Here is a 16,770-nt window from a genome sequence, read left to right on the forward strand (position 1 = left end):
TGCCTTCCATTGATGTACTATGTTACATAAATTGGCGACCTGCCAAGTCTAGTTTCGCCTAATATGAGACATTCACTTAGAGTTTATTTCCAACTTCAGGTTTTGATGGCGATTTGTGATGAAAAATAATGCACATATCCGGATTTTCTCTGATGCTTCGCATTGCCTCGGCGCGGATTGGGTCTAAGCTGCTGATGGGGCAGAACGCAGCGTCGGGAGGGGAAATGGCCAGCAAGCTCATATTGTGTGATTGCGAGGGGACGCAGCCCCTGGACGCAGATGGTATTACTGCAGCCTGCGATACGGAGTGCTCGAAGGTGCATACCGCTCTTTGTACGCGCCAGATTCAAACTGCCGCCGAGTTTATGACGGGCGATGAGCAGGTGGTGTTTGCTTGCGCTCAGGAAAGTGCAGTTTTTAGCGAGCTTGCCGAGGAACTGGGTGTTGAAGCCCCCGGATTTGTCGATCTGCGCGACCGAGCTGGCTGGTCCGAACAGGGGACCAATGCAACCCCCAAAATGGCTGCGCTCGCGGCTGAGGCATTACTGCCGCAGCCAGTGACCCCAAGTTTCGATGTCATCAGTGAAGGTACCTGCTGTATTGTGGGGCCCGGAGAGGTTGTCTTTCCGTTGGCCGAACAGCTGTCCGCTGTGTTGGCCGTGACTGTGCTTTTGGTTGACGATGCAGAACCGCTAAGCCGCAACTATGACGTTGCGCGCGCACGAATACGCAGACTGACCGGCGCGCTGGGTGGATTTGTTTGGCATCTGGATGAAGTGCAGCAACTGGATCCCGGCGGACGCGGAGAATTTGGTTGGAGCGCACCCCGTGACGGTGCAACGTCGCGTTGCGACATTGTTGTTGATCTGACCGGAGCAACACCTTTGGTTAATGCCCCCGAAAAGCGCGAGGGGTACTTGCGCGCTGATCCCCGAGATGCGGTGGCCGTCGCGCGTCTTGCTTTTGAAGCGGTGCAACTGGTCGGGACCTTTGAAAAACCGCTCTATGTCCGATTGGATGAGACGCTTTGCGCCCATTCGCGAGCGGAACAAACGGGGTGTTCAAACTGTCTGGACGTCTGCCCGACCGGTGCGATCACACCGGCTGGCGATCATGTAGCCATTGATCCGATGATTTGCGCCGGGTGCGGTGAGTGTTCGGCGTTGTGCCCGTCGACTGCCATCACATATGAAGATCCTCCGGTCTCGGCGGTATTGTCGCGGATGCACATACTGGCCCGGACCTTCCGGCGCGCGGGCGGCGTTGCACCGCGACTGCTGGTGCACGACGCCCATGGGGCGCAGATGATCCGGATGGCGGCCCGGTTTGGACGAGGACTGCCAGCGGATGTCATTCCGCTGGAGCTGAACGTGGTTTCGGGCTTTGGACATGCCGAGATGCTCGCAGCGCTGGCGCATGGCTTTGCGCGCGCCGATATCCTGATTAGCCCTAAGACCGAACGGGACGCGCTTGATCGTGAATTAGAGCTGGCTCGGGCTATCGCAGTGCAAGACGCACTGAGTCTGATCGATGAAACCGACCCGGATGCGCTGGCAGATCTGCTTTATGCGCAAGATGTTCCGCAGCCATTGATTGATCCGGTGCTTCCACTGGGTAATCGTCGTCAAATAGCGCGTCTGGCGGGGCAAGCTTTGAACCCGGAGGTCGAGGTGCCGCTGGCCTTGCCCGAGGGCGCGCCTTATGGCGCGATTGCAGTGAATACCGACACCTGTACATTGTGCCTGAGTTGCGTGTCCCTTTGCCCATCGGGGGCGCTGATCGATAACCCGGACAAGCCGCAGTTGAATTTCCAGCAGGACGCCTGCCTGCAATGCGGGATTTGCCGAACGATCTGCCCAGAACAGGCGATCACACTAGTGCCCCAGCTTGATCTGAGCGACCAAGCGCTGTCACAACAGGTGCTGAATGAAGAGGAACCCTTTGAATGCGTCGAATGCGGCGCAGCGTTTGGCGTTAAATCAACGGTTGAGCGGATCATGGAAAAGTTGTCGGGCACACATCCGATGTTCGCGACCTCGGATCAGGCGCGGATGATCCAGATGTGCGACAATTGCCGGGTGAACGCCCAGTTCCATAGCGCTGACAATCCATTTCAATCCGCCCCCAGACCACGGGTTGTCACAACGGATGATTACCTTTCAAAGCGCAAGGATCACTGAAGTTGCAGTGGCGCGCCCAGATCGGCGGCGCGCATGGCGGTCACGAAAGCCAGAATTGCTTCGAGGTCATCCAGGCTCATCTCGACCGGATGGATCGGCGAGGGGCGCTCGGGCGGGAAAGGTTCGGTGACGCCCTCGATCTGCGTGAAAGCTGGGTGTGGGTTCAGGGCAAAGAACGCCTGAAACCGTTCCGACCAGTCGGGCATTGCGCGCAGCACTGCGAAAGACGGGGTCGAACCCAGCCCGTTCATCCGATTCTTTGGGCCGATTACGTGGCACCGGCCACAATGGGTCATCGACAGATCTTCGCCAAGCAGCGCGTTTCCGTCGACCACGACCTCTTTGGTAACAGTGGCAGTTTCGAAACTTGCGCTAAAGGGCGTGCCCTCGTCGGGGATGAAGTTTTCAACCGTCCGTCTGCCAATGTCGGAAAGTAGCCATTCACGAAACCTTACCTGCTTGGCGCTGTCGTCGATTCTTAGATGATAGACCACCCCGTCACGGGCAAAGACCGGATCGCCGGGCGAACTCGGGGCCAGTGACATGACGCCGCTTTCATCCGCAACAACACGTATTCCGGTCTTGAGAGAAAAGCGCGGAAGAATATGTTGCAAAAGACCTGAGTTTGTCACCTCATCCGGGGCGGCAAGGCCCAATGCCTCTTGCGACCAAGAGGGGGTGGCGGTGAGCGTCAGGCTCAGGCACAACAGGACAAAGCGCATGGTTAAGCCTAACGGTGGCTGACCCGATGCGTCAAATGTACAAAATGAGACGGAGACACATGCAATGAGCGGCGACTATATTCTGTCGATACGCAAGGCGCCCAGCGTGGGGCGGATCAAGGGGAATACGGCATGAGCATCCGTGATACAGTTCTAGCGAACTTGAAGAAGATTACCGACCCGGTTTCTGGTCAGGATATTGTGAGCGCGGGTATCGTGCGTGCATTGAATGTTGAAGGCGATACCGTTCGGTTTGTGCTGGAGATCGATCCCAAACAGGCCGAGAAGATGGAGCCCGTACGCGCCACAGCCGAACAGGCGGCACAGATGGTTGATGGTGTTTCAAAGGTCTCGGCAATGTTGACCGCGCATTCGGACAAGGCACCGCCTGATTTGAAGCCCAAGCCAAAGCCCTCGCAAACCGGACCGCAGGCCGTTCCCGGTGTGGACCGGATCATCGCGGTTGCGTCGGGCAAGGGTGGAGTGGGCAAGTCCACAGTGTCGGCCAACCTTGCCTGCGCGCTGGCCGCTGAAGGCCGCCGCGTAGGCCTGTTGGACGCAGACGTATATGGCCCTTCACAACCCCGGATGCTGGGTGTGTCGGGGCGACCGGCCAGCCCAGATGGCAAGACGATCCTGCCGCTGCGCAATCACGGTGTCACCATGATGTCGATGGGGTTAATGACCAACGAAGGGCAGGCGGTTGTCTGGCGCGGCCCCATGCTGATGGGCGCCTTGCAGCAGATGATGAGTCAGGTGCAATGGGGCGCATTGGATGTGTTGATCGTTGATCTGCCCCCCGGAACCGGCGATGTGCAACTGACGCTGAGCCAAAAGTTTCAGGTGGATGGAGCCATTGTCGTCTCAACCCCACAGGATGTTGCTTTGATCGACGCCCGCAAGGGGATCGATATGTTCAACCAGCTCAAGACGCCCATTGTTGGGATGATCGAAAATATGTCGACGCATATTTGCTCGAATTGCGGACACGAAGAACATGTCTTTGGCCATGGCGGTGTTGCCTCAGAAGCCGAGGCGCTGGGCGTGCCATTGCTAGGGGAAATTCCGCTGCATCTGGATATCCGAGTTGCCGCCGACGGGGGTGCCCCCATCGTTGTCAGCAAACCTGACAGCCCGCAAGCCGAAGCCTTCCGCAAGATCGCCCGCGACATGATTGCCAAGGGCAACGCGTGACCCAGCCGGTCTTTCCCCCATTGCTCAAAGGGCAACCTGCCAAGGCTGGCGAAGACCCGTTCGAGCGTGCCCAGGCGATGGCAGCGCTGGGCTGTGACGCGGGAACTGTGGTCCACAATATTCAGGCGGATCGTCTGCGCGTTGCGATTGTATTCGCGCCCGAGGTTCCGTTGCAGGATGCTATGGCGATGCTGCCGCTTTGTGTTGTTGGGTTCCAGAATGCGCTGGGCGCGCTGGCCCCGCCCGAGGTCGCGGTGCACTTTGGTTGGGATGGGCTGATCTGTGTAAACGGTGCAAAATGTGGGACAATAAAAGTCTCAGCCTCGTCTGCCGAGGTGGATGAGGTTCCCGATTGGCTGATCGTTGGTTGGGAACTGGCCTTGCTTCAAACCAGCGATGCACCGGGGGAAACACCGGATGTTACCTCGCTCTATGATGAAGGATGCGCCGAGGTTTCTGCGACGCAGTTGGTCGAGAGCTGGTCGCGTCACATGTTGACCTGGTTGAACCGCTGGAACGAGGACGGTAACGCGCCGCTTCACGCTGAGTGGATGGGGCTGCTGCGCGGTGTCGGAGAACCTATTGGAGAAGGGGGTGTCTTTCTGGGCACCGATGAGCGCTTCGGTATGCTGATCCGCGACGGCGCGGACACACATATACGCCCGCTGACAGAATTATTGGAGACCGCCAGATGAAACTCGCCCGTGCTATCCATTTTGATGAAAGCGATATGAACGTGTTTCATTCACCCGCAAGAACCGGTGAATGGTGCATCTCGGGCGGATTCGAGTTTTCGAACTGGAGTGAGGCTGATCTGGAAGGTAAGGCGCGTCAGGCCTTTGCCAATGGATGGCTGGGGCTTGAAACCTTCGGGCGCGTTACATTTGTTGCCGTTACGCGGGTCGAGCAGGCCGAGATTAACCAGATCACGCAATATCTGGCCGAGCATTTCGTGCAATTCTACGGCGCGCCTTCGGTTGAAGCCGCGTTAGAAGTGGCGCAGGCCGAAATCTCGCATATGTCCGAGCTGTGCGAAGATCATGCCCCGAACACATTGCTGACCGTCGCCCGAGAGCTGACGGGTGCAGGCGTGCACGAGGCATTCCGCGTGATCGCCCCGCAAGAGGCGCAACTTGAAGCGTTGGCCGTCCACGGCTCGCTGGACGATTAGATCAGATCGGCGAAGCCGCCGAATTGTCCGCGCTTGAAGATCAGCCCCTGACCTGGGCGATGCATGACCTGTTCAACATGACCAACAAGGATCAGGTGGTCACCTGCCTCATGACGGGCCGAAAGACGGCAATCGAAGCGGGCGAGGCATTCCGCAAGTCGGGGACGCCCGGCGTCATCCTCCTGCCAATCCGCATGGGAAAAATCGAACCCGTTTCGCGCGAATTGCAATGCTTGGTCGTGCTGGTCCTGCGCCATTACGTGGATCGCGTAATATTCGCAGTTGTGGAACGCGTCGTACCGGTTCGAATCCCGATCAAGACACCACAGGACCAGCGGCGGGTCCAGCGATACAGACGCAAATGAGTTCACCGTGATTGCTGCAGGGCCCTCGGAGGTATTTGTGGTCACAACGGTGACGCCGGTGCCGAAACAGCTCAGGGCCTCGCGAAAGGCAAGGCTTTGCTCGGGGCTGGGAATGAAGGTCTTTTCAGTCATCGCGCGCTCGTACATGGGCCTGTCTCAGGTGCCACGCGACGCCAGAATTGTCTACGGAAAGCTGCGGTGGTGGTAGCAATTTCTGGTCAGTTCAGGTCTTCAAGCAACCGTCCGTGTTTGCGAGTCTCGGTGATGACGTCGCCAAAGGTCACCAAATTACGGGCCGTAAGCATTGGTAGCATCCGAACCAGCACTTCGGCGGTCGCGACGGCATCACCCAAGGCCGTGTGACGCAGGGCTTCGGGAATTGTTATGCCAAGCCGTTCGCAGACAGCGTCCAGCGTATGCGTTTCGCTTGCCCCGAACAGCACCGCCGACAGCAGGACCGTATCCAGAATGGGGTGGCTCCATTCCACCCCCATACGCTCGGCATGGCGGCGCAGGAAAGCCATGTCGAATGGTGCATTGTGGGCAACAATGACGGCATCCCGGGCAAATTGGTGAAAGCTGCGACCGGCCTCGGCAATATCAGGCGCACCCTGAACCATCCGGTCGCTGACCTTATGCACTTTGGTTGAAGCTGGGGGGATCGGGATGCCGGGGTCGACCAGGGTATCAAGCCGTTCGCCTTCGACGATCTTACCCTTTACGACGCGCACCGCACCGATCTGTACGATCTCATCCTTATGCGGGAGCAGGCCCGTGGTTTCGGTGTCAAAGACTACGAAGCAGAGGTCCAACAGGGGTCTATCTTCAAACGCGTCGTCACCGGGTGTGTCGAGAAGTTCGAAATCGTAAACCAGCGGGCGGGCCGCGTCGGGATCGATTTGCGCGGCACTGTCATCGAAGACCAGCATGTAACCGGGGGCATCGCCCAATGGTTTCATACGGGCAGAATACGATTGCCGCCCATCGACACTGGTTAGTGTGCAATGGACGTCTTTCCCGGTTTTGATTAGCTTCGCGTAGGAATCCGTCAGACCGGTCGCTTCGAGGTAGTCAAAAAGCGAGGCGTTTAGCCGAGGATGTGCGATCTGTGCCAACACCTCAGCCGCCTGCGCGTCATATAGAACGATCTGATGCTTCGGTCCGGCTAAAAGCATTGCAACCGGAATCTCGGTCAGCAGCGCCGTTAGACGTTGTTTTTCCGAGGCCAGATGGGCCGTTTCCGCGGCCACGGCCTCAGCCGTGGTCATGGCGTTGGCAGCCAGTTGTTCGGCCAGTCCAGCGGCGGCGGGGGCCAGATCGCCCAAATAGCGCGCCGCCTGAAGGTCCAGATCCGTGCTGACCCCGGCGTGTGCGCGCGCCCGGAGTTGGGCCGAGAGCCGCTCGATTGGTTTTGCAACGTTATCATCAAAAAGAAGCCAGACTCCGGCAACCAGCGCCAACATTCCAAACGCGATCAGTATCTCTGCGAAGATGAACGCATCCATAAGAGCGGGATCACTTGCCCTCTGATAACCGACCCACAAAGCCAGGGTGCTGATGATCAGCCCTCCTGCCGCAAGTAATAGGAAGAACAGGAACACCCTCAGGCGCAGGCTCAGATGGTTCAACATAGTCAGACCCCGCAGGTTGCCTCGATTACCGGATCTTCAGCGTCGATCTTGATCCAGCTGGCGTTCAGCAAACGTCCGTCATCGGCGAATTCGGCCCCGTCTGCCAGGTTGGCGCGGCTGTTTTCGGCGCAGTTTACAGCGACCGGCATCTTCGAGACCGGTGCCCAGCGACCAAAAAATAAAGATCGACCAGACGCTCGTCCGGCAAATTGGCATTGGTGCGTACCGATGTGGCGTCGATCGCAGCAAAACGGTCGACAAAGGGCACGGCGTACGTCCAAGGGCGATAAAAGGCGCGGCTTTCCACCTCCTGCACGATGGTGAGGCTGTCGGGCAGTTGGTCGCGCGTACGGTCATACCAAGAATACTCGCTGGTAATCGTCATACCGATCATCCCCGCACCTGCCGCAACCGGCGCGGCCCATTTGGGCAAGCGGCCCCCGGTCAGCTTGTTCACCACCATCACGACACCCGCAAAGGCAAAGCCTGCAAAAATCGTGCCGATCAGTTCCAGAAACATGTGATTTCTCCGTTCATTTCCAGTTTCTTAACCCAGCATTCCTTTGCCATGGCCAACCGCTGATTGCATGGTTTTTACCACGACAAAGGCATCGCGGAGATGACTTCGCTCAAAGTCCGACAATTCAGCGGGTGGCAGGTAATTGTCCGGTGCATCCCCGGATTTGACCAGACGCACTTGATGTTCCAATCGGGTCTCAGCGATCAGGTCATATGCGTCCAGTAAATCGCGTGCGCCAGACGCGCTGAGCACACCCGCAGCCTCGGCGGCGCTAAGACGGGCGCGGGTGTTCGCTTCGGTTAATTGTCCCTGCAGGCTGTAGATGCGTGCCAGATCCACGACAGGCACCACGCCATTATGCTTGAGGTCGAGCGTATTGCGATGCTCACCCGAACGTATGGTGGCGAATCCACGCAGCAGGCCCAGAGGAGGCGTGTGTTTCAGTGAGTTCGAAATCATATGCGCGACAAAGATCGAATTCGCATTGGCTGCCGCCAGCGTATCGGCCTGCAGGTCGGTGAACAGATCGAAGGACCCTCCGATGGGCCGCAGGTCAAACATCACCGAGGCCAGCATTTGCGCCTCGGGGTTGGGTTTGGCAATCCAGCCATTGAAATACTCGCGCCAGACGCGCACGGGCTGGCACCAGCGAGGGTTGGTCGCCATCATGTCACCGGGGCAATAGAAATAACCGCAGGTATCCAGCCCGTCTGAGACGAATTTGGCCAGCGCAGCGAAGTAGGCCATATCGCCGTCCGCCACACTGTCATCTAGCATCAGGCAATTGTCCTGATCAGAAACTCCGGTCTGTTCCTGCCGTCCTTGCGAGCCGCAAGCAAGCCACAAGTAGGGCACTGGCGGCGCACCCAGTTCAGCCTCAGCCAGTGCCAGCAACCGCCGCGTCGCAGTGTCTGCGATGTCGGTGATCAGCCGTGTAACGATCTCGTGCCGGTTGCCACCCGCGACGAGTTGGACCAGCAGTTGTGGTATCTCAGCGGTGACTTGAGCCATCTCTTGCGGGCTGTCGGCGCGGGCAATTCGTCCTACCAACTCGGCAGAATTGACCGCCTGATAGCGGGTGAGGTCGGTTTGGGTTACGATTCCGACCAGCTTACCGGCCTCGGAAATTGGAATATGACCGATGCCACGTTCCATCATCACGTGTAATACGTCCGAGCCGATATCTGTCGGGGCAAGAATGATTGGATCGGCGGTCATGATCGCCGAAACCGCGGTGTCAGCGGGCATCGCCTCGGCGACGTATTTGCCGGAAATATCGCGGAGGGTTGCGATACCCAACAATCTGTCCCCTTCGGTCACGCAAAGCGATGAGATATGGCGGTCGCGCATGATCTGCGCGGCGTTTTGAACCGGAGTATCGGGCGGGCAGGTGGCAGGGTCACGAGCCATCAGCACATCAATTGCACTGGTAGCCAGGCTTTGCGGTCCGCTCCGCCCACCGCGTGAACGGTTAAAGAACTTGGACACCACATCGTGACCTTCGATCAGGTTTTTCACAAGGTCTGGCGGCAACACGATCAACACTGACGGCGTGTGCGCGCGCGCATGTGTGGCGGCTTTGCCGTCCTTCAGCAATCCGCGCTCACCAAAAGAATTGCGCAATCCCAGATGCGAAACGACAGCGCCGTTCTCATCGGTAATTTCTACCTGTCCCTCATAGATCACAAAGACGCCGGGCAGAGCGTTGCCCAACTGGTAAATGCTGCCATCGGCATCGACTTCGCGCACTTCGATCTGCTTGGCCAGATCGTCCAAAGCATCATGGGGCAACGAGTCATAGGGGTGTACAGACTTCAGAAACCGGGTGATTTCGTCATGGGACAGGGGCATTTACGCTCTCCGGAGTTCCGAATAAAAAATCCCGCCCGGTGGTGTGCCGGGCGGGAACAGTAAGTCGAAAGATGCGATCGAAGACAAGAGCCGCCGACCGCATCACACTCAGTGATCCTGAGCTGCGCCCGCACCACGGGGAATGCGAATGCTTTCGACCATATCTTTGATCTCCTGCGGAGTCTCTTTGGTCATACCGGCAACGACGTAGGCGACGCCGAAGTTGATCATCGCACCGATGGCGCCGAACGAGGTCGACTTGATCGGACCCAGAAGCGGATCAGCATCGGTGAACGAGTTGGTGCCCGGAATGAACAGCCAGCCCTTATGCAGGAAGATGTAGACCAGGGTTACGGTCAGACCAGCCAGCATACCTGCAACCGCGCCGGTGTTGTTGATGCGGGTCGAGAAGATCCCCATCATCAGCGCCGGGAAGATCGAGGCTGCTGCCAGACCAAAGGCCAAGGCCACGGTTTGTGCCGCAAAGCCCGGAGGGTTGAGACCCAGGTAGGTTGCAACCACGATGGCTACAGCCATGGCAATCCGTGCCGCCAGAAGTTCACCCTTTTCAGAGATCGACGGGTTGATTGCACCTTTGACAAGGTCATGGGACACAGCCGACGAGATCGCCAGCAAAAGGCCCGCAGCGGTTGACAGAGCAGCCGCAAGACCGCCAGCAGCGACCAGACCAATCACCCAACCTGGCAAGTTGGCAATCTCAGGATTGGCCAGAACCAGGATGTCGCGGTTGAACTTGGTCAGCTCGTTACCGACCCAGCCTTTTTCTTCGGCGATTGCAGTCATCGCCTCGGATTTGTCGTTGTAGTACTGGATCTTGCCGTCGCCGTTCTTGTCTTCCCAATCCAGCAGACCGGTTTTCTGCCAAGTGGCCATCCAGTCGTAACGCGGATCATTGTCGATTTCCTCGACCGAAACAGCACCACCTTCGATGCCACCATTGGGCCACATCATGTCGGTGATGTTCAGGCGCGCCATTGCACCAACAGCAGGAGCCGTCAGGTACAGCAGAGCGATGAAGACCAGCGCCCAGCCCGCCGACCAACGTGCGTCAGACACTTTGGGAACGGTGAAGAAGCGCATGATGACGTGCGGCAGACCCGCAGTACCGATCATCAGCGACAGGGTGAACAGCACCATGTTAAGCGTATTCGAGTGGTGGGCCGTGTAGTCGTTGAAGCCCAACTCGGTCACGATGGCGTCCAGCTTGGTCAGCAGGGGTTCACCGCTGGCGGTGTCACCAAACAGACCCAGCGCCGGAACAGGTGTGCCGGTCAGCTGCAGCGAGATAAAGATGGCCGGGATGGTATAAGCGGTGATCAGCACGCAGTACTGAGCGACCTGAGTGTAGGTCACGCCCTTCATCCCACCAAACACTGCGTAGGCAAACACAACGCCCGCACCGATCAGCAGACCAGTGGTGTTGGACACTTCGAGGAAGCGGCCAAAGGCCACGCCAACACCGGTCATCTGACCGATCACGTAGGTCACCGACGCAACGATCAGACAGATCACCGCAACGATACGTGCGGTCTGGCTGTAGAAACGATCGCCGATGAATTCCGACACGGTGAACTTGCCGAACTTACGCAGGTAGGGCGCAAGCAGCAGGGCCAGCAGCACGTAGCCACCGGTCCAACCCATCAGGAAGGTCGAGTTGTCGTAGCCGGTAAAGGCAATCAGGCCCGCCATCGAGATGAACGAGGCCGCAGACATCCAGTCCGCCGCTGTCGCCATACCGTTGGTGACCGGGTGAACGCCGCGACCGGCGGCATAGAATTCCGATGTGGAACCCGCACGGGCCCAGATCGCGATGCCGATGTAAAGCGCAAAAGACGCGCCCACAAACAGCAGGTTGATGGTAAACTGATCCATGCCGATTACTCCTCGTCCACGCCGTGCTCAGCGTCGAGCTTGTTCATGCGCCAGGCGTAGTTGAAGATCAGCACCAGAAAGACCAGGATCGATCCTTGCTGAGCGAACCAAAAGCCCAGATCTGTACCGCCAACGGCGATGCCGGACAGCAGCGGACGCAGCAGAATGCCGAATCCAAACGATACCAGCGCCCAAATCGCGAGGCTGATGTAGATGAGGCGCAGGTTGGCCTGCCAATAGCCCTTGTCGGCTTCGGCAGTCTGCGCGGAGTTTGTTGAATGATCCGCCATCGCGGGTTCCTCCTTCGCTTCCCTCATTGGCGGCCCATTGCCCAACTCCTCCAGTGCGGTGGGCCGCTTCTCGGTTGTGCCAAACGCCCCGTGACGTCAGGCATAACTTCTCTGGTCCGCCAAGGCGGGTCCATTGAAGTATTCTGATTTAGGATCAAAGCCCTAGGGCTTATCTCCTCCCCTTATTTCATGACCTCGCCGACAATCCCGTGAAGGTCTTGTGCGATGTCGTCGATCTGACCCATGGCATCGATGCCTTTCAGCACGCCCTGGGCTTGATAGTAGTCAATCAGCGGTGCGGTCTGGGCGTGATAGGCCGCCAGACGCGACGCGACCGTTTCGGCATTGTCGTCGGCGCGGCGTTTGAATTCTGTGTGACCGCACTTGTCGCATTTGCCGTTTTCGATGGGCTGCTTGTACGTGTCGTGATAGCCCTCACCGCATCCGGCGCAGGTGTAACGACCCGAAATCCGCGTCACCATCTCGGCGTCTTCAACTTCAAGGCTGATGGCCGCGTTGATCTTCTGATCTGAAGACGCGAGCAGACCATCAAGAGCCTCGGCCTGGACTGTGGTCCGGGGGAAACCATCCAGTATGACGCCCTTGTCGCAGTCCGGTTCTGCCATGCGGTCGCGCAGGATCGCGATGACGATGCCGTCGCTGACAAGATCGCCTGCCTCCATAACCGCTTTGGCAGCATTACCAGCCTCGGTACCTGCGGCGACCGCGTCGCGCAGCAGATCACCGGTGCTGAGTTGTACAAGCCCGAACTTCTCTTCAAGCATACGAGCCTGCGTACCCTTCCCGGCGCCCGGAGGGCCGAGAAGGATCAGAACAGCGGGGGATATGGTCGTGGCAGCGTCCATCACATCCTCACTTGTTTGCCCGGTTTTCGATCAGGTCTTCGACCACTGACGGATCGGCCAGGGTCGACGTATCGCCAAGCGAACCAAAGTCGTTCTCGGCAATCTTGCGCAGAATTCGGCGCATGATCTTGCCCGAGCGAGTCTTGGGCAGGCCGGGGGCCCACTGGATCACATCAGGCGAGGCAATCGGGCCGATCTCGGTCCGGACCCAGGTGCGCAGCTCTTTCAGCAACTCATCCGACGGCTCGCGGTCATTCATCAAAGTGACATAGCAATAGATGCCTTGCCCTTTGATTTCATGGGGGTAACCAACCACAGCGGCCTCGGCGACGGCGGCATGGGCGACCAGCGCGCTTTCCACCTCGGCCGTGCCCATCCGGTGGCCGGAGACGTTGATTACATCATCGACGCGGCCAGTGATCCAGTAATCGCCATCCTCATCGCGACGGCAGCCATCGCCGGTGAAGTAGTAGCCTTTGTAGTCCGAGAAATAGGTCTTCTCGAACCGCTCATGATCGCCCCAGACGGTGCGCATCTGACCGGGCCAGCTGTCTTTGATGCACAGAACACCCTCAACGCCATTTCCCTCGATCTCAACACCGGATTGCGGGTCCAAAACCACCGGCTGGATGCCGAAGAACGGTTTCATCGCCGAGCCCGGCTTCATCGCATGCGCACCGGGCAGGGGGGTCATCAGGTGACCGCCGGTTTCGGTCTGCCACCAGGTGTCAACAATCGGGCATTTGCCTTTGCCAACAACTTCATTGTACCAGTTCCAGGCTTCCGGGTTGATCGGCTCGCCGACTGTGCCCAGCGTCCGGAGATCGCTCAGGTCGCATTTCTCGACGAACTCGGTACCCTGACCCATCAGAGCGCGAATTGCCGTCGGAGCGGTGTAGAACTGGTTCACCTTGTGCTTTTCGCACACCTGCCAGAAGCGTGATGCATCCGGATAGGTCGGCACGCCTTCGAACATCAGTGTGGTCGCTCCGTTGGCCAGCGGGCCATAGACGATATAGCTGTGGCCGGTGACCCAGCCGACATCGGCGGTGCACCAGTAAACGTCGCCTTCATGGTAGTCGAATGTGATCTCATGCGTCATCGCGGCATAGACCAGATAACCGCCGGTCGTATGGACGACACCTTTGGGCTGACCGGTCGAACCGGAAGTATAGAGAATGAACAGCGGATCTTCGGCATACATCTCGGCGGGTGCGCAATAGTCATCCGCTTCAAGCGCCATTTCGTTGTAATCATAGTCGCGGCCATCAATCCAAGTGGTCTGCCCACCGGTGCGTTTGACCACCAGACATTTCACGCTGTCTTTGCAGTGCAGCAGGGCCGCGTCTGCGTTGGACTTCAGCGGAGTCTTTCGGCCACCACGTGGTGCCTCATCGGCAGTGATGACGACCTTGGCATCACATCCGTTGACTCGGGCTGCCAACGCATCGGGTGAAAACCCAGCAAATACAATCGAGTGGATTGCTCCGATCCGTGCACAAGCCAGCATCGCATAGGCTGCTTCAGGGATCATCGGCAGATAAATCACAACGCGGTCACCTTTGCGCACGCCCATCGACTCGAGAATATTGGCCATGCGACAGGTGCGACGGTGCAATTCGGCGTAGGTAATGTGCTGAGCTTCGTCGTTTGGATCATCCGGTTCCCAGATGATCGCTGTCTGATCGCCGCGCGTATTCAAATGACGGTCAAGGCAGTTGGCCGAGACGTTTAGAGTGCCGTCCGCATACCAGTTGATACCAACCGAACCAAAATCATAGCTGACGTCTTTGACCTGAGTATAAGGCTTGATCCAGTCAACGCGCTTGCCTTGCTCATCCCAGAATGCTTCGGGGTTGTTGATCGACGCAGCGTACATATCTGCGTATTTGTCGGCGTCGACATGCGCACGGGCGACAGTTTCTGCGGATGGCGGATATGTCTTGGCATCTGCCTGGGCAGCGGTAGTCATCTTTGAGGCTCCTCCCTCTGGACTGGATTACATGGGATCGATTTTGCCAGCCGATCAGGCAATGTCGATCCGGTTCCTCCCCAAGTTGAATAATACGGGGATCAGAAAAGAAATAAATAAATTGCCATAATCCTTGGATTTCTTTGTAAAGAAATTTCATTTCCGGCACTAATATTGTAAACAACTCTGAAATTGTGCGTAAAATATATTTTAAAACAGTAAGATAGTTGTAATGACATAAGCACTCATTGGCATGTGTCTGGGGCTTTGGCCGATAGCTTCACTTTAATCTCGAAGTCTGGTGGCGATAACACCACTTCTCCTCGCAGGGGTTGGCAGCTTCTAGACTTGGCGCTAGCTTCACAATCAAGCATCCCGATAGGGGGCGCAACTAAGGGAGATACCACTATGAAAAAGATGTTGAGCGGTGCGGCTTTTGCCGCCCTGAGTGTGGCGTTTGTCACTGAAGCAGCTGCGACCGAATGGAATGCCTCGGTCTGGGGTAAGCGCCGCGCATTTACCGAGCATGTTGAGAAACTGGCTGAACTGGTGAACGAAAAAACCGGCGGCGATTTCACCATCAATGTTAGCTATGGTGGATTGTCGAAGCCCAAGGAAAACCTGGATGGTATCGAGATTGGCGCGTTCGAGATGGCGCAGTTCTGTGCGGGCTATCACCGCGATAAGAACCGCGCGATCACCGTTTTGGAACTGCCCTTCCTTGGCGTAAACACATTGGATGAAGAGGTGGCCGTCAGCCACGCAGTCTATGATCATCCAGCAGTCAAGGACGAGATGGCGCAGTGGAACGCGCGCATCATCATGACTTCACCGATGCCTCAATATAACCTTGTTGGTACCGGTGACCCTCGTGATGAGCTTGCCGAGTTCGACGGTATGCGCGTACGCGCCACTGGCGGTTTGGGGCAAGCATTTGAAGCGGTTGGTGGCGTACCTACGTCCGTGCCCGCGACCGAAGCTTATAATGCGATGGAATCTGGCGTGGTCGATACCGTGGCCTTCGCTCAGCATGCGCATTTGTCATTCGGGACGATCAACGAAGCTGACTGGTGGACGGCCAATCTGAATCCTGGAACGGTAAACTGTCCGGTGGTGGTGAATATCGACGCTTATGAAGCGCTGCCAGCCGAACATCGCGAAGCGCTGGACAGCTCGATTGATGAGGCTATCGATCACTATCTGGCCAACTACGGTGGACTGCTTGAAAAGTGGGATGGCGTGCTGGCAGAGAAAGGCGTTGAAAAGGTCGAGATTGACGATGCCGTGCTTGAGGAGTTTCGCGCCAAAGCCGCTGATCCGATTCGCGCGAAGTGGATCGAAGACATGACCGCTCAGGGTCTACCTGCGCAGGATCTTTATGATCTTGTGCAATCGACACTGCAACAGCAGCGCGGCGGTAACTGATCGCCACAGCCGGGTGTCATTAGGCACCCGGCATTTCCTTCAATCAAAGGAATGCTGAGATGGCAGGACATGCCACGGTGCTTGAGGATGGCAGTCTTCTAAGCCGGTTGGATCACCGTTTGTTACGTCTAGAGCGTTTTATGGCGCTGATCAGCGGTTTCGCGGTTTTCGGGCTGATGGTGCTGGCTGTTGTGTCAGTCAGCGGCCGAAACGCGTTAAACGCGCCTTTGCCCGGATATGTTGACTGGATTGAACAGGCGATGCCCCTGATCGCGTTTCTGGGTATTTCGTTTGTGCAGCGCGATGGCGGGCACATCCGAATGGATATCGTTATCTCGCGCCTGAAAGGGCGGGCGCTGTGGTTGTTCGAGCTGATCTCGGTTCTGTTGATACTGCTGCTGATGCTGGCGCTGGTTTGGGGTAGTTGGTCCCACTTTGACCGGTCCTTTGACTTCGGCGCTCCGATGTGGAGTCGCGACAGCTCGATTGATATCGGGATTCCTATTTGGCCAGCCAAGCTGCTGGCGCCCGTTGCTTTTTCGGTGCTGTGCGCCCGGCTAATCTTGCAGGTCTGGGGCTATGGACGAGCCTTCATGCTGGGGCTCGAGGCACCGGTGGCCGTACCGCTGATACAGGATGCCGCCGCACAGGCTGCAGCCGAGGCCGAACAATTCGAAGGACGTAACTGAC

General features: G+C 57.6%; 14 protein-coding genes and 1 pseudogene. 6 read left to right on the plus strand and 9 right to left on the minus strand.

Translation table 11 applies throughout. The features are described from left to right. Positions 1-224: 224 nt before the first annotated feature. Positions 225-2,180 carry a 4Fe-4S binding protein gene (locus AC1DFB_RS04890; RefSeq protein WP_480922587.1) on the plus strand — a complete coding sequence of 652 codons (1,956 nt, stop codon included), beginning with the start codon at positions 225-227 and terminating at the stop codon, positions 2,178-2,180. On the opposite strand, the gene AC1DFB_RS04895 is transcribed toward AC1DFB_RS04890, so the two are convergent. Further along, positions 2,174-2,902, minus strand: a complete 729-nt coding sequence (locus tag AC1DFB_RS04895; RefSeq protein WP_170405173.1) for a cytochrome c family protein — start codon at positions 2,900-2,902, stop codon at positions 2,174-2,176. The two genes, AC1DFB_RS04890 and AC1DFB_RS04895, sit on opposite strands and share 7 nt — an antisense overlap. Positions 2,903-3,034: 132 nt before the next feature. On the opposite strand from AC1DFB_RS04895, the gene AC1DFB_RS04900 reads away from it, so the two are divergent. Genes AC1DFB_RS04900 through AC1DFB_RS04910 form a run of 3 tightly spaced genes read left to right on the plus strand, consistent with a single transcriptional unit; the run spans position 3,035 to position 5,267 of the window. Next, positions 3,035-4,096, plus strand: a complete 1,062-nt coding sequence (locus AC1DFB_RS04900; RefSeq protein WP_480922239.1) for an Mrp/NBP35 family ATP-binding protein — start codon at positions 3,035-3,037, stop codon at positions 4,094-4,096. After that, positions 4,093-4,791 (plus strand): biotin/lipoate--protein ligase family protein, encoded by a 699-nt coding sequence (locus AC1DFB_RS04905; RefSeq protein WP_170405178.1) that lies wholly within the window; start codon positions 4,093-4,095, stop codon positions 4,789-4,791. The genes AC1DFB_RS04900 and AC1DFB_RS04905 overlap by 4 nt, the downstream gene beginning before the upstream one ends. Beyond that, entirely contained in the window at positions 4,788-5,267 is a 480-nt protein-coding gene (locus AC1DFB_RS04910) for a DUF6505 family protein (RefSeq protein WP_170405182.1), read from the plus strand. Before AC1DFB_RS04905 ends, AC1DFB_RS04910 begins: the two co-directional genes overlap by 4 nt. On the opposite strand, the gene AC1DFB_RS04915 is transcribed toward AC1DFB_RS04910, so the two are convergent. From AC1DFB_RS04915 to acs, 8 genes and pseudogenes are all read right to left on the minus strand, one after another. Next, positions 5,264-5,764 carry a flavin reductase family protein gene (locus tag AC1DFB_RS04915; protein WP_170405186.1) on the minus strand — a complete coding sequence of 167 codons (501 nt, stop codon included), beginning with the start codon at positions 5,762-5,764 and terminating at the stop codon, positions 5,264-5,266. The two genes, AC1DFB_RS04910 and AC1DFB_RS04915, sit on opposite strands and share 4 nt — an antisense overlap. 86 nt (positions 5,765-5,850) lie before the next feature. Continuing rightward, complete coding sequence (locus tag AC1DFB_RS04920) at positions 5,851-7,263, minus strand: 3'-5' exonuclease (RefSeq protein ID WP_170405188.1); 1,413 nt, start codon at positions 7,261-7,263, stop codon at positions 5,851-5,853. A 2-nt stretch (positions 7,264-7,265) separates the two neighbouring features. Further along, positions 7,266-7,783, minus strand: a pseudogene (locus tag AC1DFB_RS04925) (hypothetical protein). 27 nt (positions 7,784-7,810) lie between these two features. Beyond that, a complete protein-coding gene (locus AC1DFB_RS04930; protein ID WP_170405191.1) occupies positions 7,811-9,634 on the minus strand; it encodes a DUF294 nucleotidyltransferase-like domain-containing protein in 1,824 nt (607 codons plus the stop codon). Positions 9,635-9,742: 108 nt separating this feature from the next. Then, positions 9,743-11,527: a sodium:solute symporter family protein gene (locus AC1DFB_RS04935; RefSeq protein ID WP_170393349.1), complete on the minus strand. Its 1,785-nt coding sequence runs from the start codon at positions 11,525-11,527 to the stop codon at positions 9,743-9,745. A 5-nt stretch (positions 11,528-11,532) separates the two neighbouring features. Further along, a complete protein-coding gene (locus tag AC1DFB_RS04940; RefSeq protein ID WP_010439512.1) occupies positions 11,533-11,817 on the minus strand; it encodes a DUF4212 domain-containing protein in 285 nt (94 codons plus the stop codon). Between the two features lie 182 nt (positions 11,818-11,999). Next, a complete protein-coding gene (locus AC1DFB_RS04945) occupies positions 12,000-12,683 on the minus strand; it encodes an adenylate kinase (protein ID WP_480922240.1) in 684 nt (227 codons plus the stop codon). Positions 12,684-12,690: 7 nt separating this feature from the next. Next, on the minus strand, positions 12,691-14,655 hold the full coding sequence (gene acs / locus AC1DFB_RS04950) for an acetate--CoA ligase (protein ID WP_480922241.1): 1,965 nt from the start codon (positions 14,653-14,655) through the stop codon (positions 12,691-12,693). 408 nt (positions 14,656-15,063) lie between these two features. Between acs and AC1DFB_RS04955 the strand changes: the two genes are divergently transcribed. Continuing rightward, entirely contained in the window at positions 15,064-16,080 is a 1,017-nt protein-coding gene (locus AC1DFB_RS04955; protein ID WP_170405200.1) for a C4-dicarboxylate TRAP transporter substrate-binding protein, read from the plus strand. A 59-nt stretch (positions 16,081-16,139) separates the two neighbouring features. Further along, positions 16,140-16,769 (plus strand): TRAP transporter small permease subunit, encoded by a 630-nt coding sequence (locus AC1DFB_RS04960; protein ID WP_170393345.1) that lies wholly within the window; start codon positions 16,140-16,142, stop codon positions 16,767-16,769. The last annotated feature ends 1 nt before the right edge of the window (position 16,770 follow it).

The organism is Ruegeria sp. S84, assembly GCF_056583445.1.